Source organism: Blautia sp. CAG:237, assembly GCF_000436615.1.
Lineage (GTDB): Bacteria > Bacillota > Clostridia > Lachnospirales > Lachnospiraceae > Blautia_A > Blautia_A intestinihominis.
This window is the reverse complement of the sequence record NZ_FR886659.1, coordinates 1-18,367: the sequence shown is the minus strand read 5'-3', so window position 1 is coordinate 18,367 and position 18,367 is coordinate 1. Positions and strand designations below refer to the sequence as shown.

The 18,367-nt window shown below is 44.4% G+C and carries 21 protein-coding genes and 1 pseudogene; 6 read left to right on the top strand and 16 right to left on the bottom strand.

The window, feature by feature from the left end; genetic code table 11:
- The 3 genes and pseudogenes from QZL69_RS00860 to QZL69_RS00850 all read right to left on the bottom strand — a co-directional run.
- A pseudogene (locus tag QZL69_RS00860) lies at positions 1–104 on the bottom strand (IS200/IS605 family transposase); the annotation flags it as partial.
- A gap of 643 nt (positions 105–747) precedes the next feature.
- On the bottom strand, positions 748–1,803 hold the full coding sequence (gene rsmH / locus QZL69_RS00855; RefSeq protein ID WP_022213346.1) for a 16S rRNA (cytosine(1402)-N(4))-methyltransferase RsmH: 1,056 nt from the start codon (positions 1,801–1,803) through the stop codon (positions 748–750).
- 182 nt (positions 1,804–1,985) lie between these two features.
- Positions 1,986–2,900 (bottom strand): alpha/beta hydrolase, encoded by a 915-nt coding sequence (locus QZL69_RS00850; RefSeq protein ID WP_022213345.1) that lies wholly within the window; start codon positions 2,898–2,900, stop codon positions 1,986–1,988.
- A 561-nt stretch (positions 2,901–3,461) separates the two neighbouring features.
- Here QZL69_RS00850 and QZL69_RS00845 point away from each other — a divergent pair.
- From QZL69_RS00845 to QZL69_RS00835, 3 genes are all read left to right on the top strand, one after another.
- Positions 3,462–4,022 carry an ECF transporter S component gene (locus tag QZL69_RS00845; RefSeq protein ID WP_022213344.1) on the top strand — a complete coding sequence of 187 codons (561 nt, stop codon included), beginning with the start codon at positions 3,462–3,464 and terminating at the stop codon, positions 4,020–4,022.
- A 24-nt stretch (positions 4,023–4,046) separates the two neighbouring features.
- The gene (locus QZL69_RS00840; RefSeq protein ID WP_022213343.1) at positions 4,047–5,177 is read left to right on the top strand and encodes a pyridoxal-phosphate-dependent aminotransferase family protein; all 1,131 of its coding nucleotides are present in this window, start codon (positions 4,047–4,049) and stop codon (positions 5,175–5,177) included.
- 102 nt (positions 5,178–5,279) lie between these two features.
- On the top strand, positions 5,280–5,804 hold the full coding sequence (locus QZL69_RS00835; protein WP_022213342.1) for an ECF transporter S component: 525 nt from the start codon (positions 5,280–5,282) through the stop codon (positions 5,802–5,804).
- A gap of 279 nt (positions 5,805–6,083) precedes the next feature.
- On the opposite strand, the gene QZL69_RS00830 is transcribed toward QZL69_RS00835, so the two are convergent.
- The 11 genes from QZL69_RS00830 to QZL69_RS00780 form a co-directional block, all read right to left on the bottom strand.
- The gene (locus QZL69_RS00830) at positions 6,084–6,704 is read right to left on the bottom strand and encodes a hypothetical protein (RefSeq protein WP_022213341.1); all 621 of its coding nucleotides are present in this window, start codon (positions 6,702–6,704) and stop codon (positions 6,084–6,086) included.
- A gap of 104 nt (positions 6,705–6,808) precedes the next feature.
- A complete protein-coding gene (locus tag QZL69_RS00825; RefSeq protein ID WP_022213340.1) occupies positions 6,809–7,186 on the bottom strand; it encodes an FGGY family carbohydrate kinase in 378 nt (125 codons plus the stop codon).
- 45 nt (positions 7,187–7,231) lie between these two features.
- Positions 7,232–7,540 carry a hypothetical protein gene (locus QZL69_RS00820; protein ID WP_022213339.1) on the bottom strand — a complete coding sequence of 103 codons (309 nt, stop codon included), beginning with the start codon at positions 7,538–7,540 and terminating at the stop codon, positions 7,232–7,234.
- A gap of 54 nt (positions 7,541–7,594) precedes the next feature.
- A complete protein-coding gene (locus QZL69_RS00815) occupies positions 7,595–8,134 on the bottom strand; it encodes a TIGR00730 family Rossman fold protein (protein WP_022213338.1) in 540 nt (179 codons plus the stop codon).
- A 3-nt stretch (positions 8,135–8,137) separates the two neighbouring features.
- Entirely contained in the window at positions 8,138–8,419 is a 282-nt protein-coding gene (locus tag QZL69_RS00810; protein WP_022213337.1) for a hypothetical protein, read from the bottom strand.
- A gap of 166 nt (positions 8,420–8,585) precedes the next feature.
- Complete coding sequence (locus tag QZL69_RS00805) at positions 8,586–9,131, bottom strand: DUF2284 domain-containing protein (RefSeq protein WP_022213336.1); 546 nt, start codon at positions 9,129–9,131, stop codon at positions 8,586–8,588.
- Between the two features lie 6 nt (positions 9,132–9,137).
- Positions 9,138–10,658, bottom strand: a complete 1,521-nt coding sequence (locus QZL69_RS00800) for an ASKHA domain-containing protein (RefSeq protein WP_022213335.1) — start codon at positions 10,656–10,658, stop codon at positions 9,138–9,140.
- Between the two features lie 15 nt (positions 10,659–10,673).
- Positions 10,674–11,474 carry a dihydropteroate synthase gene (locus QZL69_RS00795; protein ID WP_022213334.1) on the bottom strand — a complete coding sequence of 267 codons (801 nt, stop codon included), beginning with the start codon at positions 11,472–11,474 and terminating at the stop codon, positions 10,674–10,676.
- A 25-nt stretch (positions 11,475–11,499) separates the two neighbouring features.
- Positions 11,500–12,135, bottom strand: coding sequence for a cobalamin B12-binding domain-containing protein (locus QZL69_RS00790; protein WP_022213333.1), 636 nt, complete (start codon positions 12,133–12,135; stop codon positions 11,500–11,502).
- 42 nt (positions 12,136–12,177) lie between these two features.
- The gene (locus QZL69_RS00785) at positions 12,178–12,324 is read right to left on the bottom strand and encodes a hypothetical protein (RefSeq protein WP_022213332.1); all 147 of its coding nucleotides are present in this window, start codon (positions 12,322–12,324) and stop codon (positions 12,178–12,180) included.
- An 11-nt stretch (positions 12,325–12,335) separates the two neighbouring features.
- Entirely contained in the window at positions 12,336–13,505 is a 1,170-nt protein-coding gene (locus QZL69_RS00780) for a uroporphyrinogen decarboxylase family protein (protein WP_022213331.1), read from the bottom strand.
- A 157-nt stretch (positions 13,506–13,662) separates the two neighbouring features.
- Here QZL69_RS00780 and QZL69_RS00775 point away from each other — a divergent pair, with 157 nt between their 5' ends.
- Positions 13,663–14,307, top strand: a complete 645-nt coding sequence (locus QZL69_RS00775) for a TetR/AcrR family transcriptional regulator (RefSeq protein WP_022213330.1) — start codon at positions 13,663–13,665, stop codon at positions 14,305–14,307.
- A 68-nt stretch (positions 14,308–14,375) separates the two neighbouring features.
- Here QZL69_RS00775 and QZL69_RS00770 read toward each other — a convergent pair whose 3' ends face one another.
- Together QZL69_RS00770 and QZL69_RS00765 are read right to left on the bottom strand one after the other, a co-directional pair.
- Positions 14,376–15,653: an anti-sigma factor C-terminal domain-containing protein gene (locus tag QZL69_RS00770; RefSeq protein WP_022213329.1), complete on the bottom strand. Its 1,278-nt coding sequence runs from the start codon at positions 15,651–15,653 to the stop codon at positions 14,376–14,378.
- Entirely contained in the window at positions 15,650–16,150 is a 501-nt protein-coding gene (locus QZL69_RS00765; protein WP_022213328.1) for an RNA polymerase sigma factor, read from the bottom strand. The genes QZL69_RS00770 and QZL69_RS00765 overlap by 4 nt, the downstream gene beginning before the upstream one ends.
- 218 nt (positions 16,151–16,368) lie before the next feature.
- Between QZL69_RS00765 and citC the strand changes: the two genes are divergently transcribed.
- Both citC and citX read left to right on the top strand, forming a co-directional pair.
- Positions 16,369–17,415: a [citrate (pro-3S)-lyase] ligase gene (citC, locus tag QZL69_RS00760; RefSeq protein WP_291517648.1), complete on the top strand. Its 1,047-nt coding sequence runs from the start codon at positions 16,369–16,371 to the stop codon at positions 17,413–17,415.
- A 158-nt stretch (positions 17,416–17,573) separates the two neighbouring features.
- Positions 17,574–18,020: a citrate lyase holo-[acyl-carrier protein] synthase gene (citX, locus tag QZL69_RS00755; RefSeq protein ID WP_291517647.1), complete on the top strand. Its 447-nt coding sequence runs from the start codon at positions 17,574–17,576 to the stop codon at positions 18,018–18,020.
- Positions 18,021–18,367 lie beyond the last annotated feature (347 nt).

Genomic DNA, 18,367 nt, shown 5'->3' with positions numbered 1-18,367 from the left:
TTTTCATATAATTTATTTGAAGTAGCACAATAGGTTAATTTTGGTGCAAAAACAATATGATACTTACAATTCCATTTTGTATGTGATAAACTATTACTATTCATATGGATACCTCCTCTGTTAAATAATGCGGTTGCGAACCTATCATTATTATAATACTGTAAGCTGAAGCAACTTCAACCACCAGCACAGCAAGTGGTTTATTTGTTTTTCAAAGTTTCGTTTTTCGGATCACGAAAAACTCCACAATGCAAAACCGGGCTTTGCCCTAACAAACAAAAGACTGTCACAATAGATCTTAGTTCTACTGTAACAGTCTTATTTAACATACTTTTATGATATGTTTATTGTAATAATTATTCACTTCGCTGTCAATGCTTTTGAAAAGCATTTCACAGAATCTTCATTTTTCCCGTATACATTTCCCATACAAATGGCCTATTCCCACGAAAGTATAAATCAAACCATCCTTTTTTCGTATCTCAGATGACTCTTTTCTCTCTAACTTTCAATTAGACCATCCTTTTCAAGCTAATTTTATGGCTCAAATTTCAATTACTATATATTAAGTCATCTAATTAACTGAATTGCAGATGACCAAATTCAAACTTACTATCTCACAGGTCATTTTGAGTCCTATTTTGAGATGACTTCACCTGTACTTATTTCTTAGAAGGTCATTTTGAAATCATTTTGGGGATAGTCTGATCACTACTTTCTATCTGGCAGACCATTCCTCTGTCTTCTTTATTCTGCTTTTATTGCCCAGCGCATCTTTGTGGAGCGGGCGCGGCCATTCTGGGCGCATTCCTGGGCGGATGGACGGATGACGTCTTTGGCGTAGTCGGAATAGATTCCTGCTTTGTATCCGGCTTTGAGGGCTTTTTTGACCAGTTTGTCCTCGCCGGAGTGGAAAGTCAGGATTGCCACGCGTCCGCCTGGTTTGAGGGCATCTGGAAGTTTTTCCATGAATTCGTAGAGAACTTCAAATTCACGATTCACATCGATCCGCAATGCCTGAAAAACTCGCTGGCAGGTCTTCCGGATGGTATCTTTCTTTTCTTTTTCCGGAAGGAAATCCAAAGTCTTCTCTATGATCTCGCGTAATTTCGTCGTAGTATCCACACGTTTTCCCTTGCGGATCTCATCGGTGATGGCTTTTGCGATTTCTTCGCAGTACGGCTCGTCGGAATTCTCATACAGCATTCCAGCAAGTTCGTCACGGCTGATCTTGTCCAGCCGCTCGGCTGCGCTGATTCCTTTTTCCTGATTCAGTCGAAGATCCAACGGTCCGTCTGCACGGAAGGAAAAGCCGCGCTTCGGGTTGTCGATCTGCATGGAAGATACACCAAGGTCAGCAAGAATGAAGTCAAACCCTCCTGCTTCCTTTGCAATCTCATCAATCGTGCAGAAATTCTGAAGCTTCACTGTCAGGATATCCTCACCGAAGCCCTGGTCAGCAAGACGTTTGCGGGTTTTTGCTGATTCTTCCGGATCTACGTCCGTCGCGTACATATGTCCTTCTCCATGCAGGCACTCCATCATTGCTTTGGTATGACCGCCATATCCAAGTGTCGCATCAAACCCGGTCTCACCTGGCTGGATCTTAAGAAAATCAAGGATTTCGTTTACCATGATCGAAATGTGCATTCCCGCAGGTGTGTTTCCTTTGCTGATGACATGCTCGATCGTGTCTTTGTATTTCTCTGGATTCAGTTCCTTATACTTCTCCTCGAATTTGCGTGGATATTTTCCTTTGTATCGTACTCTTCGTTTGTGTGGTGTCTGTGTTTCCTGTCCCATATCGTTCTCCCTGTCTTTGTATTTTTATTGAAGATTACATTTTTTCTTTTATAAATTTTGTTACTGTTCACTCCGTTCACAGCAACTTGGACAAAATGCATTCCAACTCACCTTCGATGGCAGCGTTTTGCCCCGTATGTCCCGGGATTTTGTCATCTTCATGACAAACACCTCAGGGAATATTACCTGTCTACAGTTATAAACTTTTCTACTATATCAAGTGCTGTCTCACTCATAAAGCCGCCCCATCCATGTCCGGCATTCTTAAATTTGACAAATTCCACTTCCTTATCCATTCGTTTCAATGCCTCATATAAAATGCAGGACTGATTAAACGGAACCAGCGGGTCGCTGCCGCCATGCATAATAAGGATTGGCGGTGTCTTACGATTGCGGCGCAGATGTACCACGGGATTTGCCGGGTAAGCATCCTCTGGATGATCGTGAAGTGCTTTTCCACCGATCAATACTCCTGACGGACTGTCTGCGGAATCATGATCGATCGCAGACGGATACTGTGACGCTGCCACAAGATCGGTCGGTCCGAACCAGTCTATGATACAATCTACTTCGGTTGTTGTCTGCGGATATTTTTCCGGAAGATATTCTGCATCTCCGGTAATTCCTGCCATCAGGGCAGTATGCGCTCCGCTGGAATCACCCCAGAGTGCCACCTTACTCGCATCAATCCCATAATGAGCTCCATTCATCCGCAGGAAACGAATGGCTGCTTTGGTGTCTATTACCTGAGCCGGAAACGGTGCAAGCTCACTTTCTCTGTGCTCCACGATCGCCACGGCATATCCTCTTTCACACATCCGCACCAGTGTCGGAAGGCTCTGAAACAATTTCTGCTTATGCCATGAAGATCCCTGCACATATACGATCAGCGGCCACTTCAGATCCTGTCCGTAGACCAGCGGTGTCATGATCTGAAGGTGAAGTTTCTTTCCGCTGTGCTCTGCATATTCTACATCCGGATAAAGTTCTGTGCAGTATCCGAAGGTGTCCTTTACTTCTATTTCTTTCACTCCCTCCGGAAGTTCCTCACTTTCCGGGAATCGCATTTTTTCCATCGGGGACAGTATTTTTTTCACGTTTTTCCTCCCGTATGTCTATTCTTATTTATACATTATTTCATATTTCTGATTTTAGATTATCATACCATGTCGTCCTGCTCATCACAACTATAAATCTACTGACCAGCAGTGTCCCCCAATGACCTCAAAATAATCAACGTCAAATTATGCCACCAAATTTTCAGGTCAAAAGTGCCCCGTAAAAGAGCAAGTATAGAGCAGGTCCACAAATTCATGGGCTGCTAATGACTCTGAGAACAACAATTGCAAAGAAAGTCCACAAAAACTAAGTAAAGCAGATGGTCTGAATAGAAGCAAGTACTCTAGAAGTCAATAAATCTACCGAAAATGGATGGTCTAAGCAAATACAAGTACTAACATGATCCCTCATCCGAAGCTCCACAAACTGTCCCCTTATTTTTTCTTTAAATTGCCTCTTTATTCATGTACAGTTCTGTTGTAAAGTATACCCAATCAAAAAGCATAGGAAAAAGGAAGGTTAAGTAAGTTTCCGTTACTGAGAAAAACTATACAGTAACACTTCAAGTACTCTTACCTTCCGGGAAAGGAACAATTATCATGGCAAACACAAATGTACAGACAGCAGCAAACGACAGGGAGTTTACTTCTTCCGTTCAGTTTCTTACTGTAACAGCAATCTTTGTAGCACTTACTTACATCTTTACAGCATTCATCAACGTTCGTCTTCCGATCGCAGCAAACGGAGGACTCATCCATCTCGGCAACGTTCCGCTGTTCATCGGCGCGATCATCTTTGGCAAGAAGACCGGTGCGATCGCTGGCGGTGTTGGAATGGGACTGTTTGACCTGCTTTCCGGATGGACTTTATGGGCCCCATTTACTTTCGTAATCGTTGCTCTGATGGGATTCACTGTAGGAAAACTTACTGAAGACGAAAAACACCAGAACTTCAAATGGTATGTGATTGCAATCGCAGCGGCCTGTGTGATCAAAGTTGTTGGATACTACATCGCAGAAGTTGTTATTTACGGAAACCCGTTCTCACCTGTTACTTCTATTCCTGGAAACCTGGTACAGATCGGTGTTGCAGCAGTCATCACACTTATCGTGATTGCACCACTGAATGTTGCCGCTAAAAGAACAGGTTTAAAAAAATAATAAAAAGAAAAAGGACTTGATCTTATGTATAAAATTATGACACCGGGTCCGACGCAGGTTGCCGAAAACGTGCGTCTCGCCCGAAGCAGAGAATGTACAAACCCTGATCTCGATGAGAGCTTTGTAGAATTTTACAAAGAAACCTGTGAAGAGATCAGCCGCCTTCTCCACACCGACAACGAAACTCTTATCCTCGGCGGAGAGGGAATCCTCGGTCTGGAGGCTGCCTGTGCCTCCATGACGGAACCTGGCGACCGTGTCCTCGTACTGGATAACGGTATCTATGGCAGGGGATTTGCTGATTTCGTTTCCATGTACGGCGGATGTCCGGAACTCTATTCCAGAGATTACCGCGAAACTCTCGATGTGCAGGAACTTGAAGCTTTCCTCAAAGAACATCACGATTACAAATATGCAACCGTTGTCCACGGCGACACACCAAGTGGTATGCTGAATGATGTTTCCGCAATCTGTCCGCTTCTCAAGAAATATGGCATCATGACTGTTGTCGATTCCGTATCTGCATCCTTCGGTGAGCCGATGCGCATCTCCGACTGGCAGATTGACATCATGTGCGGCGGTTCCCAGAAGGTCGTCTCCGCACCTCCAGGACTTACTTTCGTAGTCATCAGTGACGATGCAAAGAAAGCCATGACAGAGCGCAAGACACCGATTGCGTCTTTCTATGCAAACCTGACCACTTTTGCACATTATTATGAAGAAAAGTGGTTCCCGTACACCATGCCGATCAGTGATATCTACGGACTTCGCGCAGCGATCGACAATATCGCCGCTGACCCGGATATCCTCGCACGACACGAAAAGATCGCTGAGGCTTCCCGCAAGGCGATCACCGAAGCTGGACTTTCCCTTTATCTTAAGAGTGGATTTTCCAGTACAGTGACTGTATTTGAAGTACCGGAAGGAACTACTGCAGCCGCCATTCTCGATGGTGTCAAAAAAGATTACAATATCATGCTTGCAGGTTCTTTTGATGTACTTGCAGGCAAAGTCATCCGCATTGGACATATGGGAAATAATGCTGATTTTTACAATGTCCGTGAGGTTTTTGCCGCATTGGACGGAACTCTTGCCAAACTCGGTGTTCCGCTTAAAGCAAGCATGGAGGAAATTTTCTGCGACAGCATGAAATAAAGAGCATCTGAAACACGGATATTGATAGAAACAATATGAAATTAGAGATTCTGTTTTACAAAATGTTCTGTAAAGAACTGAAAGAAAAGAGGCACTTTTACTATGAATAACAACCTGAAAAAATTAATCCTCGCTGCTTTATTTGCAGCACTTTCCTGTGTGGCAACCATGTCCATCCGTATCCCAACTCCGGGAACAGGCGGATACATCCATCCGGGTGATGCCATCGTCATCCTTTCCGGTGTGATCCTTGGACCTGTATGGGGATTTTTTGCAGGCGGCATTGGTTCTGCACTTTCTGACCTGATCGGCGGATATTTCGTTTATGTACCGATCACTTTCGTGATCAAAGGACTGGTTGCACTGGTTGCCGGACATCTGTATCAGAAAATCGGCAAAACTCAGAAGAGCCGTTACGTTGCAGTCGTTCTCGGCGGTGTTGCAGACATCATCCTTGTTGCAGGTGGATATTTCGTATGTGAATACTTCATCTACGGTGCAGGTGCTGCTGCCAGCATCCCGGCAAACATCATCCAGGGTATCGGCGGACTTGTTATTTCCTGCATCCTCTATCCGATCCTGATCTCCATCCCGAATGTACGTCAGATGACTGTCGCGACACGGTAAAAATGCAAATTTCGGCATCAAAAAAGCATTATTTGTATGAATCGATGTTGATAATCCAATTAAATGGCTGTATTGTGCATCGGGAAATCGAGATTAACGTATAATCGATGCCAGTCATTTAATATAGCATATGCAACAGGCATCGAGGAACAGATTTCTCATCTGTCTCGATGCCTGTTAACAATTAACTTAAACTTTATCTACTATTTTGTGGATTTTAGTTCCATGCTTTGATGCTCTTGGCATCTTCATGGAATTGAAATCCTTTTTATATTGCGATCAGATAAAGTACTCGATGACTTCCTCCGGTACGGTTCTGGTCTTTTCGTTATAGATGAGGACTGCTTCCCGCTCTTCCAATGGACCGAGGGAATAGATTTCTTTATTTTCCTGGTTAAAGTATTTGAATGGAACAATACGGTTGTAAGCTCTTGGATGATCTTTGTCGATCAGGATGTCTTTCTGCTCATAGGATTCATCCCAGTAATACGGATCAAAAAGAAGGATATTTCCATTCTCCACTCCGGTCATCAGGACATAGTGCTCTTCGTCCAGATACAGACGGACAACTGCCACGCCGCCGTGGTTCAGTGCATGATTGATGCGGCTCTCCTCACTTATGTACACGCTTCGTCCAGACAGGTATTCACTGCTCACGGACATGATTCCAAGCTCTCCGTACTCATTTAGCCAGTTGCTCAGGAACATCATCGCGGCTCTGGATGTTCCCCTTTTCCCCGGGATACCTTCCTTGCTGTGGCAGTCCAGGCAGTAGAGCATGGTATTTCGGATCGCCTCCGGCGGGATTTCCTCCCGTTCAAATAAATAGGCGATCGCATTCATCATGGATGTCGGCCCGCAATCGTATTCAGATAACTGGTAATGTAATGGATTTTTCATAATAAAATCCCTCTCTTCGGTAAAGTTTCAATGCAACCAGTTTATACCAAACCGCTGCTTTTGTAAACCGATGAGAGTGATGATTGTGTTGCTGTTCACTTTATTCACAGCAACTTGGTCAAACTGCATTCCAAATCACCTTCGGTGATAGCATTTTGCCCCGTATATCCCGCGACCATGATCTTCTGCATGACGTATTTCTTAACTTCTTCATCGATTGCAATAGCAGACCAGCTCTGTCCGTCAATGCCGATTCCTGCGATATCATCCGGTGAAACACCGCTGGAACTGATCACTGTCCAGATAGCCTTGCACACAGCCTCCCACCATTCATCCGGATTCTGTTCTGCCCAGCCCGGGTGTGGGTAGTACACCGGATAACCTTCTGAAACTGCCGCTTCTACTTTGCCGTCTTTTCCAAATAACGCAACTTTACATGCACTTGTTCCTATATCAATCCCCAATAAATACTGTTTCGTCATGAGCTTTTTCTCCTTCTCTGGTCATAGATCCTTTTTTCTGTTTCTTTACGGAATATACGTTAAAAACTGGATCTTGCGGAAAGATGAATCACTCAGGAAACATTCGTGTGCGTGCTCCTGTTCATAGAGGATCTTGCCAGGAAGGGCATTGCGTTCTTCATCGGCGGCAATCTGCTTCTGTACCACATCTTCTCTGGCGGCATCAGGGTTATAATTGACCAGACTCAGGAGAAAAACGCGCCGGTCGCTCTCGGTCCGCTGGGAGATCTGGAATTCCTCTGCCAGCTCTGTGAGGCTTATTTCCTGTTCTGTTTTGCTCAATTTCCGGATCATGGAAACAATTCTTTTGTTCATACGATGTTCTTCCTGTGATTTTTTTATTTACATGGTTTTCTTTCTATGGAGCAGTTATTTATAGTTTTCTATGTATGCCAGGATCTGCTCCGGATCGTCCATGAATGCACAAAGTTCCATATTGGAAGCATCCATAAATTTCTCGTCTGCGGTATGCTGAAGAAGTGCCTTCATTCCATCGTAATAGCCATTGATATTGTAAAGGACGATCGGACGGTCCAGCCTGTGCAGACTTTTGAGTGTCAGGATCTCAAAAAACTCTTCATAAGTTCCGATCCCGCCTGGTGTTACGATCGTTGCGTCTGAACGTTCCTCAAGGAGTTTCTTGCGCTCGCGCATGGTTTCTGTAAAAATAAATTCGCTGCAGTTCTCATAGAGAACTCCCGGCTTGTCAAAGAAACGTGGAGCAATGCCGAGAATATAACCGTCTTCGGAATCAACGCCTCTGGCTGCTGCTCCCATCATTCCGGTCGCTCCGCCGCCAAACACAAGGCCATGCCCCCGCTTTGCCATCATTTTGCCAAGTTCTTCTGTTTTTTCATAATAGATCTGCTCCAGTTCTGCGCTGGAGGCTCCATAGATGCATATGTTCATAATTTACTCCAATCCCGCGAAAAATAACTCGTAAAAATCATCTTCACCTTCCAGCATCGGAGAATTTTCCCCGCCGCCATTGGTGCTTCTGCGCATGGTGGCATAAAATTCTTCTCCGGCGGTGATGAGGTCCATGTCATAGATCTCGTAGCCCAGTTCACGGCATTTCTGGCAGAATGCGCTGAGCGGCTGTGCATCCTTACGTGTTTCCAGAAGCTCTGCCCGAAGGTTTTCGTCGCGGCGGGCTTTGCTTTTTAGTTCGTCTAGCATTTCTGTAATTTCCATGATGTTTCCTCCTTTGATCAATGGATGTGCCACAGCACTTCCTTTATATGCAATACAAATGCAAAATGCAGACATACACCAGCGTATATGTCTGCACTACTTTTCTGATTCTGTGGTGTTGTCTGAATATAAGATACCACATCTTCCTTATGTAATTCAATAACTTTCAGAACAACACACATCCCGTATAAGTAATCGTTCTTGTTCCATAGTAATATTTCAGATCATTATCCCGGCATACCTGCGTCACAAACAATCCGTAAGCTTCCATGGAAGAAATCGTTTTTTCCGGGAAACGACAAGGTTCCGGATATGCACATTTGGGGCAGATCCTGCAGCCTCCTGCTCCCAGCATCAGCATGTCAGGAAATACTTTCATCATCTGCTCCCGCAGAACTTTCAGATATTCTGTATGTAGCTGCTCTGTCTCTCTGTATATTCTGGTATCAATATCCCGCCGCAGCACACCTGTCGTCTGCACCAGAATACCTCTTTTATAAGCACGCATCCTGCTTTCGCATTCATCCAAAGTTCCACAGGCAGGCGGACAGGTCCAGTTGTGATTGTACGCATGACACTTATCTTCTGCACATGTCTCACGCACCAATGGCATTACCTTCAAAGTCTCCGGATTCAATACACCAGCTTCTGAAAATCCGATTTCTTTTGCTGTCCTTATCCATTTTTCTGTAATTTCGTCATCTGTCATCATCTGTTCTCACACCTCCGAAAATGCCATCTGCTTCGCAAAAGTTCTCTGGAATTGTGGCCGACTTGCCAGATCCAGCGGTTCAATTTTTTGCACCAGTTCGCCGGTCAGTGCAAACAACTTCTGATCCATGGTAATCTGACGGCATCCCATTCCGGCAGCATTACCACCAGCGATCACTTTAGAAAGCAGCGGCTCTGGTATCAGGCCGATTCTTGCTGCACTTTTTGCATTCATATAGGTGCCAAATGCGCCACACAGGATCACCCGGTCAACCTGCTCGTAAGTAATCTCAAGTTCTTCCATCATCAGTTCAATCCCCGCTGCAATGGCTCCTTTCGCCATCTGCACTTCCCTGATATCCTCTTGTGTCAGAGAAATCTGGTCTGTAACTGCATAGATCCGATTCTTCTCATCCCCATAATATGCTTTTTGAATCCTTCCCCTGCGGTTAAGGATTCCAAGATCCAGCATCACAGCAATCGCGTCGATCAGACCTGAACCACAAAGTCCCTGAACTTCCACATCCGGTACAGAAGATCCTTTTTTCAAAGTTTCTCTCCAGCCTATCACGGAACTGCATACCGTATCATCTTCCATCCAGATATGATCAACTGCGCCGGGACCGCCTCTCATACCACAACTGATTCGTCCTCCCTCGAGAGCAGGACCTGCTGCGGTAGAACAGGCTACCATTCGATCTTTATTTCCCAGAACCATTTCTCCGTTGGTTCCAATATCGATCATCAGTGTGATCTTATCCTCTTTATACATTCCCGTGGACAATACACAGCCCATGGTATCTGCGCCGATAAAGCCCGCTATATCCGGAATCGTCAGTAACACCCCGCCTGTCATATCCATAAAATAGTCAGAAAGCTTTTCTCTGACCGAATTTTTGATTGCCGGTGCAAACGGAGGATGTGTCAGATTTTCCGGATCGATCTTCAGAAAGATCTGCTGCATGGCCGGATTGCCGACAATCGCCATCGTTCCGATTTTCTCCGGTGCTTTCTTGTATTTTCCACAGAGAGTATGAACAAGATCTTCAATTCCTCGTCGGATCTTCTGGCACTGTACATCCAGCTCTCCATTTTCTGCCGCCTGGATTCTGGATATTACATCAGCTCCATAAGGATACTGAGGATTCAGCATGCTCTCCGAACCAAGGATCCTGCCGCTTTTTCCATCCAGCAAATATGCTACAACTGTGGTTGTACCAATATCCACACTGATATGACAGTCACCCTCTTTCACCGGAAATGCTGCAAATCCTGACTCCATTCCATTTACAAGGATCCCAGTACTCTTTGGTGCTTCCGGCAGAATAACGGTCACATCCTCTTCCACCTGATACTGGCATGCCAGTACTTCCTGTTTTCCCACCCTGACTTTACATTTTCCACAAAGTCCATGACCGCCACATGGTGCATCTAACAAGAGGCCGGCACTTCTGCCAGCCTCTTGAATGGACGTACCTGCGGAAACTTTTACAGAAACATGATCTGGTAAAAATACAATTTCCGGCATATGTCCTCCTTTGTCTTATTTAAAGATTCCCTTTCTGAATGCCCTGTTATATTTGCGTCCGCCCTTATCCCTCTGGGATAAAGCTTCCGCTGCATAGAGCGTTCCCATCATAAAGGAACTACATGGGTCCATGATTGCGGAATCCAGTCCAGCTTCCACCGCAACAGTCATACATCCTGCATTGACATATTTTCTTGCAGGCATGTTAAAGCTGACATTAGACAATGCTCCTGTCACTTTTACCTCCGGTGCGATCTCATGGATCTTTTTGATACAAAATGCAAAATCATCCATAGAAGTCGGTGCGGTTGCAAGTGCCATTACGCAGGGATCAATATGTAAATTCGACAGCTTTACACCAAAATGATCTGCTTTGTCGATGATGCTTTTTGCGATCTCTAACTTCTTATCCGGCTGCATGGGAATGCCCTGCTTGTCACAGGTCAGCCCGATCACATTCCAGTCAGTTCCTGCGATCAGCGGAAACAATGTCTCACATTTGGTTCCTTCTTCATTGACAGAATTGACCATACCCGGACGTTTCAGACGCCCCTCTTCAATGATACGTTTCAGCAGAAGCGGATTCGGACTGTCAATGCTGATAGGAAGATCTGTGACATCCTGGATCAGGTCGATCAGCCATACCATCGTATCATATTCTATTTCCGGTGCAGTGCTTGGCGCACAGTCAATATAATCTGCTCCTGCCGCTGCCTGTGCAGCTACACGCTCCCGGATCAGTTCTTCATTGTGATCTTCAATGGCCTGTTTGATCGAAGGAATCGCACCATTGATCTTTTCACCTATAATAATCATACTGCTGTCTCACCTCTGTTATTTCTTATGCTGCACTTGCCCAGTTTGCACATACCTGAACAGTCTTCTGCGGACTGTATGCCCATTCGTCTGCTCCCAGTGCCTTGCAGGCTTCTTCACTTACCGGGTTTCCTCCAATAATGATCTTCACATCATCACGCATACCCGCGTCTGCAAATGCGTTGATGGTATTTTTCATAGAATCCAGTGCCAGTGTCAGCACACCTGACAATGCGATGATCTTGATATTTTCCTGTTTTGCAACTTCTACTACCTTTTCAGGCGGAACATCGATTCCCAGGTCGATAACTTCAAATCCACCAGCTTCCAGCATGGCCTTTACAATATTTTTACCAATGTCATGAAGGTCATCTTTAACGGTGCAGAGGATCATTCGTCCCAGTTTTTTGTGATCTGCACCAGCCAGTGCCGGTTTAATGATATCCATGGCTTCTACCATGATCTCACCTGCGTAGATCAGGTCACCTACGAAGTACTCACCTTTTTCAAACAGGTCGCCTACTGTAGCCATTCCTTTCTGGCATGCTTCCAGTGCTTCTTTGACACCTTCTCCATTGTTATCCATAACTTCTTTCATCATATCAAGGACGGTATCCTCATCAAGATCGGCCATGGCCTGTTCTAATTCTTTATAATCCATACTGATTCTCCTCTTCATCTACAGATCTGACAATTCTGCTTTTTATAAATACAAAAGTTCCCAGGTATAAGTTCCCATCAGCCAGAAGCGGAGTTCTTTTGGAAGCTCCCACTCTTCATCAGCAAGAAGTTCATTTACGATATCCTGTAAATATTCCTGATTGGTCTGTTCTTTTTTCTCTTCACTCATGACGAACCTCCTTATTTCTGTGTCCTGCTCAGTGAATACTCATGAGCAAAATTATAGGCATCGATCAGATTCTGATTTACATCGCCCGGTGCGATCCATGCTTTGTCTGTACAGAACAGGAAACCGTCACCTGGCTGACATGCATCAATAATCTTCTTTACATCGTCTTTGATCTTTTCTGGACTGTCAGTTCTGACGGAAGCCATCTTCAGACCTCCCTCAATGATCTGGTAATCACCAAGCACTTCTTTTGCCTTGATGATATCATCATCGTCAATATGAAGGATACAGCTGTCCTTCGGCACTTCCTTGAAGCATTCCCATACATTCTCCCAGCGGCCTTCCAGCATGATCCATACTTTGGTTCCGGCAGCTGCTGCACGCTCGATCCAGAATTTCTCATATGGCCAGTAGATCTCGTAGAACTGCTTCGGACTTAAATAAGGTGCAATATGTGTCATGTGGCATGCATACGGGAACGGTGCCGGTGTGCCCTGAAGTTTCGGCAGGTTATAAGTCTCCCACAGTCTGTCACAGGCAGCCTTTACTTTGTCAGGCTGACGGCGAAGATCTGTCAATGTCCCCTTGAATCCACGTAAATAATCAAATAAAGTATCTACTGGATTTGAAAATACATCCGCGAAATTACAAATTCCAGTAATACCATATTTTTCTGCCAGGACTTTATCTGTCATCCCAAACAGAACGCCCATGGCATAAGCTTTGTCCGCAGCAATAGCTTTGATCGTCTTTTTCGCATACTCGCGATCTTCAAACAGTTTCGGATATTTTCTTGGAAGAAGTACATTTGCAACAAATCCAAATGGATCTTCGATCAGCTGATCGTACTCTCCGCGCTCCATCTGTGGCATCTGTACATGTTCCGGAGTAACTCCATCCGGTCCGAATTTGTTCTGTACCGGTTCGATGATATCGGAGATAGCTGGTGTAAACAGAGTTCCTGAAAATGTATTCGCATCTCCCCACATAACTTCAAATACATCTGTCATGGCCTTAACATATGCATTTGCATCACCGATCACATCGGTCACTTTCTGTCCTGTCCAGGCAACTTCCGCGCAGCTGGAAGCCAGCATTGTCGGAACATAATCAGCCCCCTGCCGATTCAGTGCCTTCATCAGATTGTTTTTTTTCTGTTCAAGTAAATTTTTCTCTGGCATTTCGCACCTCCGTAATAGAAACACCTTTCTCTTTGCTACATCTATATTTTATGTAACTTGTATATTTTTTTCAAGGATGTTAAGATAATTTCATCATTTTTGAACAATAGCGGAAACTGTTTAAATTTTATTTATCGTCAAATTGGAGGGATTTGAATTGGCAGACAAAAAATACGAAACGGGAATTGAAACCCGAAAACTGATCCTTGCCGAATGCAGAAAATTATTTCTGGATAAGGGTTTTCATGAAACCAGCTATAATGATATCTGCAAAGCGGCCCATGTGAACCGTGGATCGATCTACTATCACTTCAAGCAGAAAGATATGATCCGATATGAAATATTGTGGGAAATCTACACGGACAATAAAAGATTCGCAGAACAGTATACTTCTGTTTCATCGCATCAGTATGTCTTTGCCCTGTATCTGATGTGGCGGCAGATCCTGACGGATCCGAAGCTTGGACGCTTTCTGACTGACTATTACACGGACTATCCCGTCTATGTGCCACAGAAAGATCTTCCTGTTTTTATTACAACGCTTTACCGAAACAGCTTTGATGAGATTCTTCCCATTTCGGATGTGGATGATTTTACCATGGCATCTATGTATGGTTACATTGGTGTGATCTCTCAAATGGTTAAAGCCGCGCCTGAACGTTTTTCACTCAATACCCTGTTCTGGCAGGTTTTGCAGTGCTGCTTCCATATCCTGTGCATTCCTGAAGAAAAAACCAGGGAGCTTTGTGCGGATCTGGAACAATGTATCACAAAATTCTGTAATGAAAAAGCCTCTGCATAAAAATCGAGCAATGTGTATTTCTGCACATTGCTCAATCTGTAAAAACCTGTTTATCCCTAACTTCTTTCTCAATTCTGTGGTACTGTCTGGATGTACGATACCATAGCTTCCTGGTACAATTCAAGAAGCGCCTTTTTCTTTGCGCTGACTGCAAAGCCATGGATCTTCAGACCGTTTTTCTTTACATAATCGATCATATCCTGATATCTGTTCGGGGAATCTGTCGTCTGACCCATCATCGAAAGGATCTCGTCATGATCTCGGATGTAAGAAAGCATACTGATAAAATGAGTCTGCATGATTTCTTCGTCATTTGCCTCTGCTACATGGATAAGGTCTGAATTATCCAGAAGAGACAGGTACGGATATTTCTCTCTGTCCCAGCTGATGCTCATTCCGGATGGCAGTGGACAGAAACCAATGTCTGGCTCTACGAGGTAGCCATCTTCGTCTTCTGTATGGACCGCACACCAGAGGGCTCCCCATTCCAGTTCTTTCTGATCTGAAAGCTTCTGAAACCACTCGATAAAATCCTTGTAATCCATGATATCATTAATGGAAACGTAAGCGAGATACCAGTCGTTGTCATTATATCCTGCGATTTCTTCTTTGGAGTACTGAATACTTTCCTGTTTCCGGGCCTCTGTGTCCATTTTTGTTTCTTTGCCATTTTCGTCAACTTCCCACGCCGCCCATGCATCCTCGTCTCCCGGAAGGTAGAACTGCATGATCGGACGACTCAGGATATTGTTGTCATAGAGAGTAAGTTTTCCCCGCACCAGACGTCCGCTGACAGAAGTAGATCTTCCGGTCCAGCTGGTGGTCTGTGGAATAACGATGTCGTATTCGCCGTAACCTCTCGGTACGGCATTGACCTGATCCCGGTGATTGCCTGGCAGAAACAGTTCGGAATAAACAGATAGATCCAGCTCCATTCGGGTCGTGATCATTTCCTCATATTTTCCGGCAACTTCGTTTGGATCGTAATAAAATTTTGACACCGCCTTTGGTAAAATAAACACCGCACACAAAACAACTGCGAGGACTGCTGCTCCTACTGCCAGTCCCATTTTGATAAAGGCTCTGCGGATAGAGTGCTGGATTTGTTTTATGAATTGGCTGTTAAGCTCATCTTCCTGATCGTTTTGTTGTCCTGTCAGACATTTTTTATTCTCCAGTTTTCCTGCATTCTCACTCTCCAGATCTGAAAAATCTGGTATCGTTCCTTCTTCATAGAGAAATTCACTGATTGCATCCTGTTTTTCGATTTCCGCTTCTACCTGTTTCTTTGCGCTGTCTTCCAGCTTGCCTTGCTTATATAGTTTCAACAACTCACGATATGTCATTTTTCACCCTCCTCTTCCAGATATTTTTTCAGATCTTTTTTGGCCCTGTATGCCAACACGCGTACATTTTCCGGCGTGATATGTAAAACTGCCGCGATCTCTTTCTGCGACATTCCGCCAAAATACTGCATTTGGATAATTTCCCGTTTCTTTATCTCCAGTCTGCGGATTGCACGATAAAGGGCTCGCCGGTTTTCTTCTTCGAGAATTTTTTCAAGCAGATCCTCGTCTGTTTTTCTCTCCGGGTAATTCTCCTGTTTCTCCATAAGAATTTCCCTTGAATTCTTTTTCCATTGATTATAAAAAAGATTTCTCGCCACCATATAAAGCCATGCCCGCATGTTCGCGTGTCCGTCCGGCAGTGCCAGCAGCGCCTTGAGAAACGTCTCATGCAGCAGGTCTTCTGCCAGATGCCTGTCCCCGCAGAGGGAATACAGATACAGGTAAAGTTCTTTCTGATAAAGACTGTAAAGTTTTAATAAGATTTCATTATCCACATCTGCATTCCCCCTTCCCGGATTTTTTTCTCTTTCACCAATATAACATCTGAATGTGGAAAATGTTACAAAAAATCTGTGTATATCCTGTTACTGTTCACAGCAACTATATCCTCATTCCATTTACGAATCGCTTTTTTCTTTACATCTTTCGGCGGCTGTTATAAGATTAATATAGTATTTATGCCGCGGTGGAAGGCGGCGGAATGGAGAGTTTTATATCCGATTATTTTATAACACAAATCACCGCATCAGATAAGCGCGGCAACCGTCTGGTAGACGAACTACTTACGTCGGAAGGAATCCGAAGGGATGGGAATCTTGATTATACCTGTGGGATGTATGATGATGAAATGAATCTGATCGCAACAGGAAGCTGTTTTGGAAATACGCTTCGGTGTATGGCGGTCAGCCATGAACACCAGGGCGAGGGACTGATGAATTCGATCGTCCGTCATCTGATCGAGCTGCAGTTTTCCAGAGGAAATACACATCTGTTTCTTTATACGAAATGCGATTCTGCCAGATTTTTCGGCGATCTTGGCTTTTATGAGATTGCACGGATCAATGGACAGATTGTCTTTATGGAAAATAAGCGTACCGGTTTTCCCGGTTATCTGAATACTCTGGCGAAGCAGAAAGAAGATGCACCACGGGTGGCTGCTCTTGTGATGAATGCTAATCCTTTTACTCTCGGTCATCAGTACCTGGTGGAAAAAGCTGCTGCCGAAAATGATATTCTTCATTTGTTTATTGTCAGCGAAGATGCAAGCCTAGTTCCTTTTGCGGTGCGTAAAAAACTGGTCATGGAAGGGACTGCCCATCTTACAAATATCCGTTATCATGACAGCGGTCCGTACATCATCAGCAATGCGACTTTTCCAAGTTATTTCCAGAAAGATGAAAAGGCTGTGATTGAAAGCCATGCCATGCTGGATCTGACTGTTTTCACTAAAATCGCAGCTGCGCTTGGAATCAATCGACGCTACGTTGGTGAGGAACCGACAAGCCTTGTCACTGGCATCTACAACCAGATCATGTCCGAGAAACTGCCGGAAAACGGAATTGAATGTATCATTGTTCCACGTAAGGAAAATGATGGAAAAGCTATCAGTGCGTCCACGGTACGTCAGGCTTTGAAGGAAGAAAACTGGGAACTTCTCAGGGAACTTGTCCCTGAGACAACCCTGGATTATTTCCAAAGCCCGGAAGCCCAGCCGGTACTTGAGAAAATTTGTACCGCTGAAAATGTGATTCACTATTGATTTAGAACAGATGGAAAAAATGCTTCATCCCATAAGAGTTTGGGCTGAAAATTAAATTTATTTAGTGAAAGGATTTTCAAGATATGCAAGATCAGGAAGTTACAATTACCGATATGATGTTCTGCCGCGACAGGCGTGTGCAGATCTAGAATGAATTTATAGAAAAATATCAGAAGCCTGTAATTTCTTTTTGTATGAATATTCCAGGGCCGATCAAGACGACGCCTCTGATCCGAAAGGGATTTGAGGCGGGAAAAGATGCTTTATTGCATGCTCTTTCTGCGGCAGATATGAATGTACTTGAATCTCGTGTTTTTCATGATATTACAGGAGATGAGATGCTGCTCTGTGTTGATGCTCCTGCCGAAAAGATTAAGGATCTCACTCAGCAGATTGAGGAGAGGCATCCTTATGGGCGTTTGTTTGATATGGATGTGATCGGGACAGATGGGATGAAACTTTCCCGGTCTTCCTATCGGAAATGTCTGATCTGCAATTGTCAGGCGCAGGAGTGTGCGCGGGCGCGGAGGCATACGGTTGCGGAGATGCAGGATAGAATAGAAGAAATTCTGGGGAATTCCCAGAATCCCGTCAATTTATATTGACATTTTTTAGCAGGGCAAATGCCCTGGGGGCTTTTGTTTATATTGGGATATAAGAAAACCGTCAAGGGACTTGGCCAGTCCCCTGACAACCCCTGGGCTGGGTGTTTGACGGAAATTTTGTCTTGTGTAGTGCCCTTCGAAAAATTCTCCTGGTGTTTCAGGTCGGAAGGCTTTCGTATGAATGGAGCTCAGACTTGCGCTGGTGCTCCTTGAGTCTTAGTTTTCTTAAGCTATAGATTTCGTGACATAAAAATAACAGGATATCTTCTCTTTCGCATAGAGAAGATATCCTGTTATTTTATCATACTACTAGTATTTCATCCTTTAATTAACTCGACTTTTTGACA

Bases quoted from the DNA above. Each gene is read 5' to 3' on its own strand.
- rsmH (WP_022213346.1), bottom strand. From the start codon at position 1,803: ATGGGACAGGAAACACAGACACCACACAAACGAAGAGTACGATACAAA.
- QZL69_RS00845 (WP_022213344.1), top strand. From the start codon at position 3,462: ATGGCAAACACAAATGTACAGACAGCAGCAAACGACAGGGAGTTTACT.
- QZL69_RS00840 (WP_022213343.1), top strand. From the start codon at position 4,047: ATGTATAAAATTATGACACCGGGTCCGACGCAGGTTGCCGAAAACGTG.
- QZL69_RS00835 (WP_022213342.1), top strand. From the start codon at position 5,280: ATGAATAACAACCTGAAAAAATTAATCCTCGCTGCTTTATTTGCAGCA.
- QZL69_RS00830 (WP_022213341.1), bottom strand. From the start codon at position 6,704: ATGAAAAATCCATTACATTACCAGTTATCTGAATACGATTGCGGGCCG.
- QZL69_RS00825 (WP_022213340.1), bottom strand. From the start codon at position 7,186: ATGACGAAACAGTATTTATTGGGGATTGATATAGGAACAAGTGCATGT.
- QZL69_RS00820 (WP_022213339.1), bottom strand. From the start codon at position 7,540: ATGAACAAAAGAATTGTTTCCATGATCCGGAAATTGAGCAAAACAGAA.
- QZL69_RS00815 (WP_022213338.1), bottom strand. From the start codon at position 8,134: ATGAACATATGCATCTATGGAGCCTCCAGCGCAGAACTGGAGCAGATC.
- QZL69_RS00810 (WP_022213337.1), bottom strand. From the start codon at position 8,419: ATGGAAATTACAGAAATGCTAGACGAACTAAAAAGCAAAGCCCGCCGC.
- QZL69_RS00805 (WP_022213336.1), bottom strand. From the start codon at position 9,131: ATGATGACAGATGACGAAATTACAGAAAAATGGATAAGGACAGCAAAA.
- QZL69_RS00800 (WP_022213335.1), bottom strand. From the start codon at position 10,658: ATGCCGGAAATTGTATTTTTACCAGATCATGTTTCTGTAAAAGTTTCC.
- QZL69_RS00795 (WP_022213334.1), bottom strand. From the start codon at position 11,474: ATGATTATTATAGGTGAAAAGATCAATGGTGCGATTCCTTCGATCAAA.
- QZL69_RS00790 (WP_022213333.1), bottom strand. From the start codon at position 12,135: ATGGATTATAAAGAATTAGAACAGGCCATGGCCGATCTTGATGAGGAT.
- QZL69_RS00785 (WP_022213332.1), bottom strand. From the start codon at position 12,324: ATGAGTGAAGAGAAAAAAGAACAGACCAATCAGGAATATTTACAGGAT.
- QZL69_RS00780 (WP_022213331.1), bottom strand. From the start codon at position 13,505: ATGCCAGAGAAAAATTTACTTGAACAGAAAAAAAACAATCTGATGAAG.
- QZL69_RS00770 (WP_022213329.1), bottom strand. From the start codon at position 15,653: ATGACATATCGTGAGTTGTTGAAACTATATAAGCAAGGCAAGCTGGAA.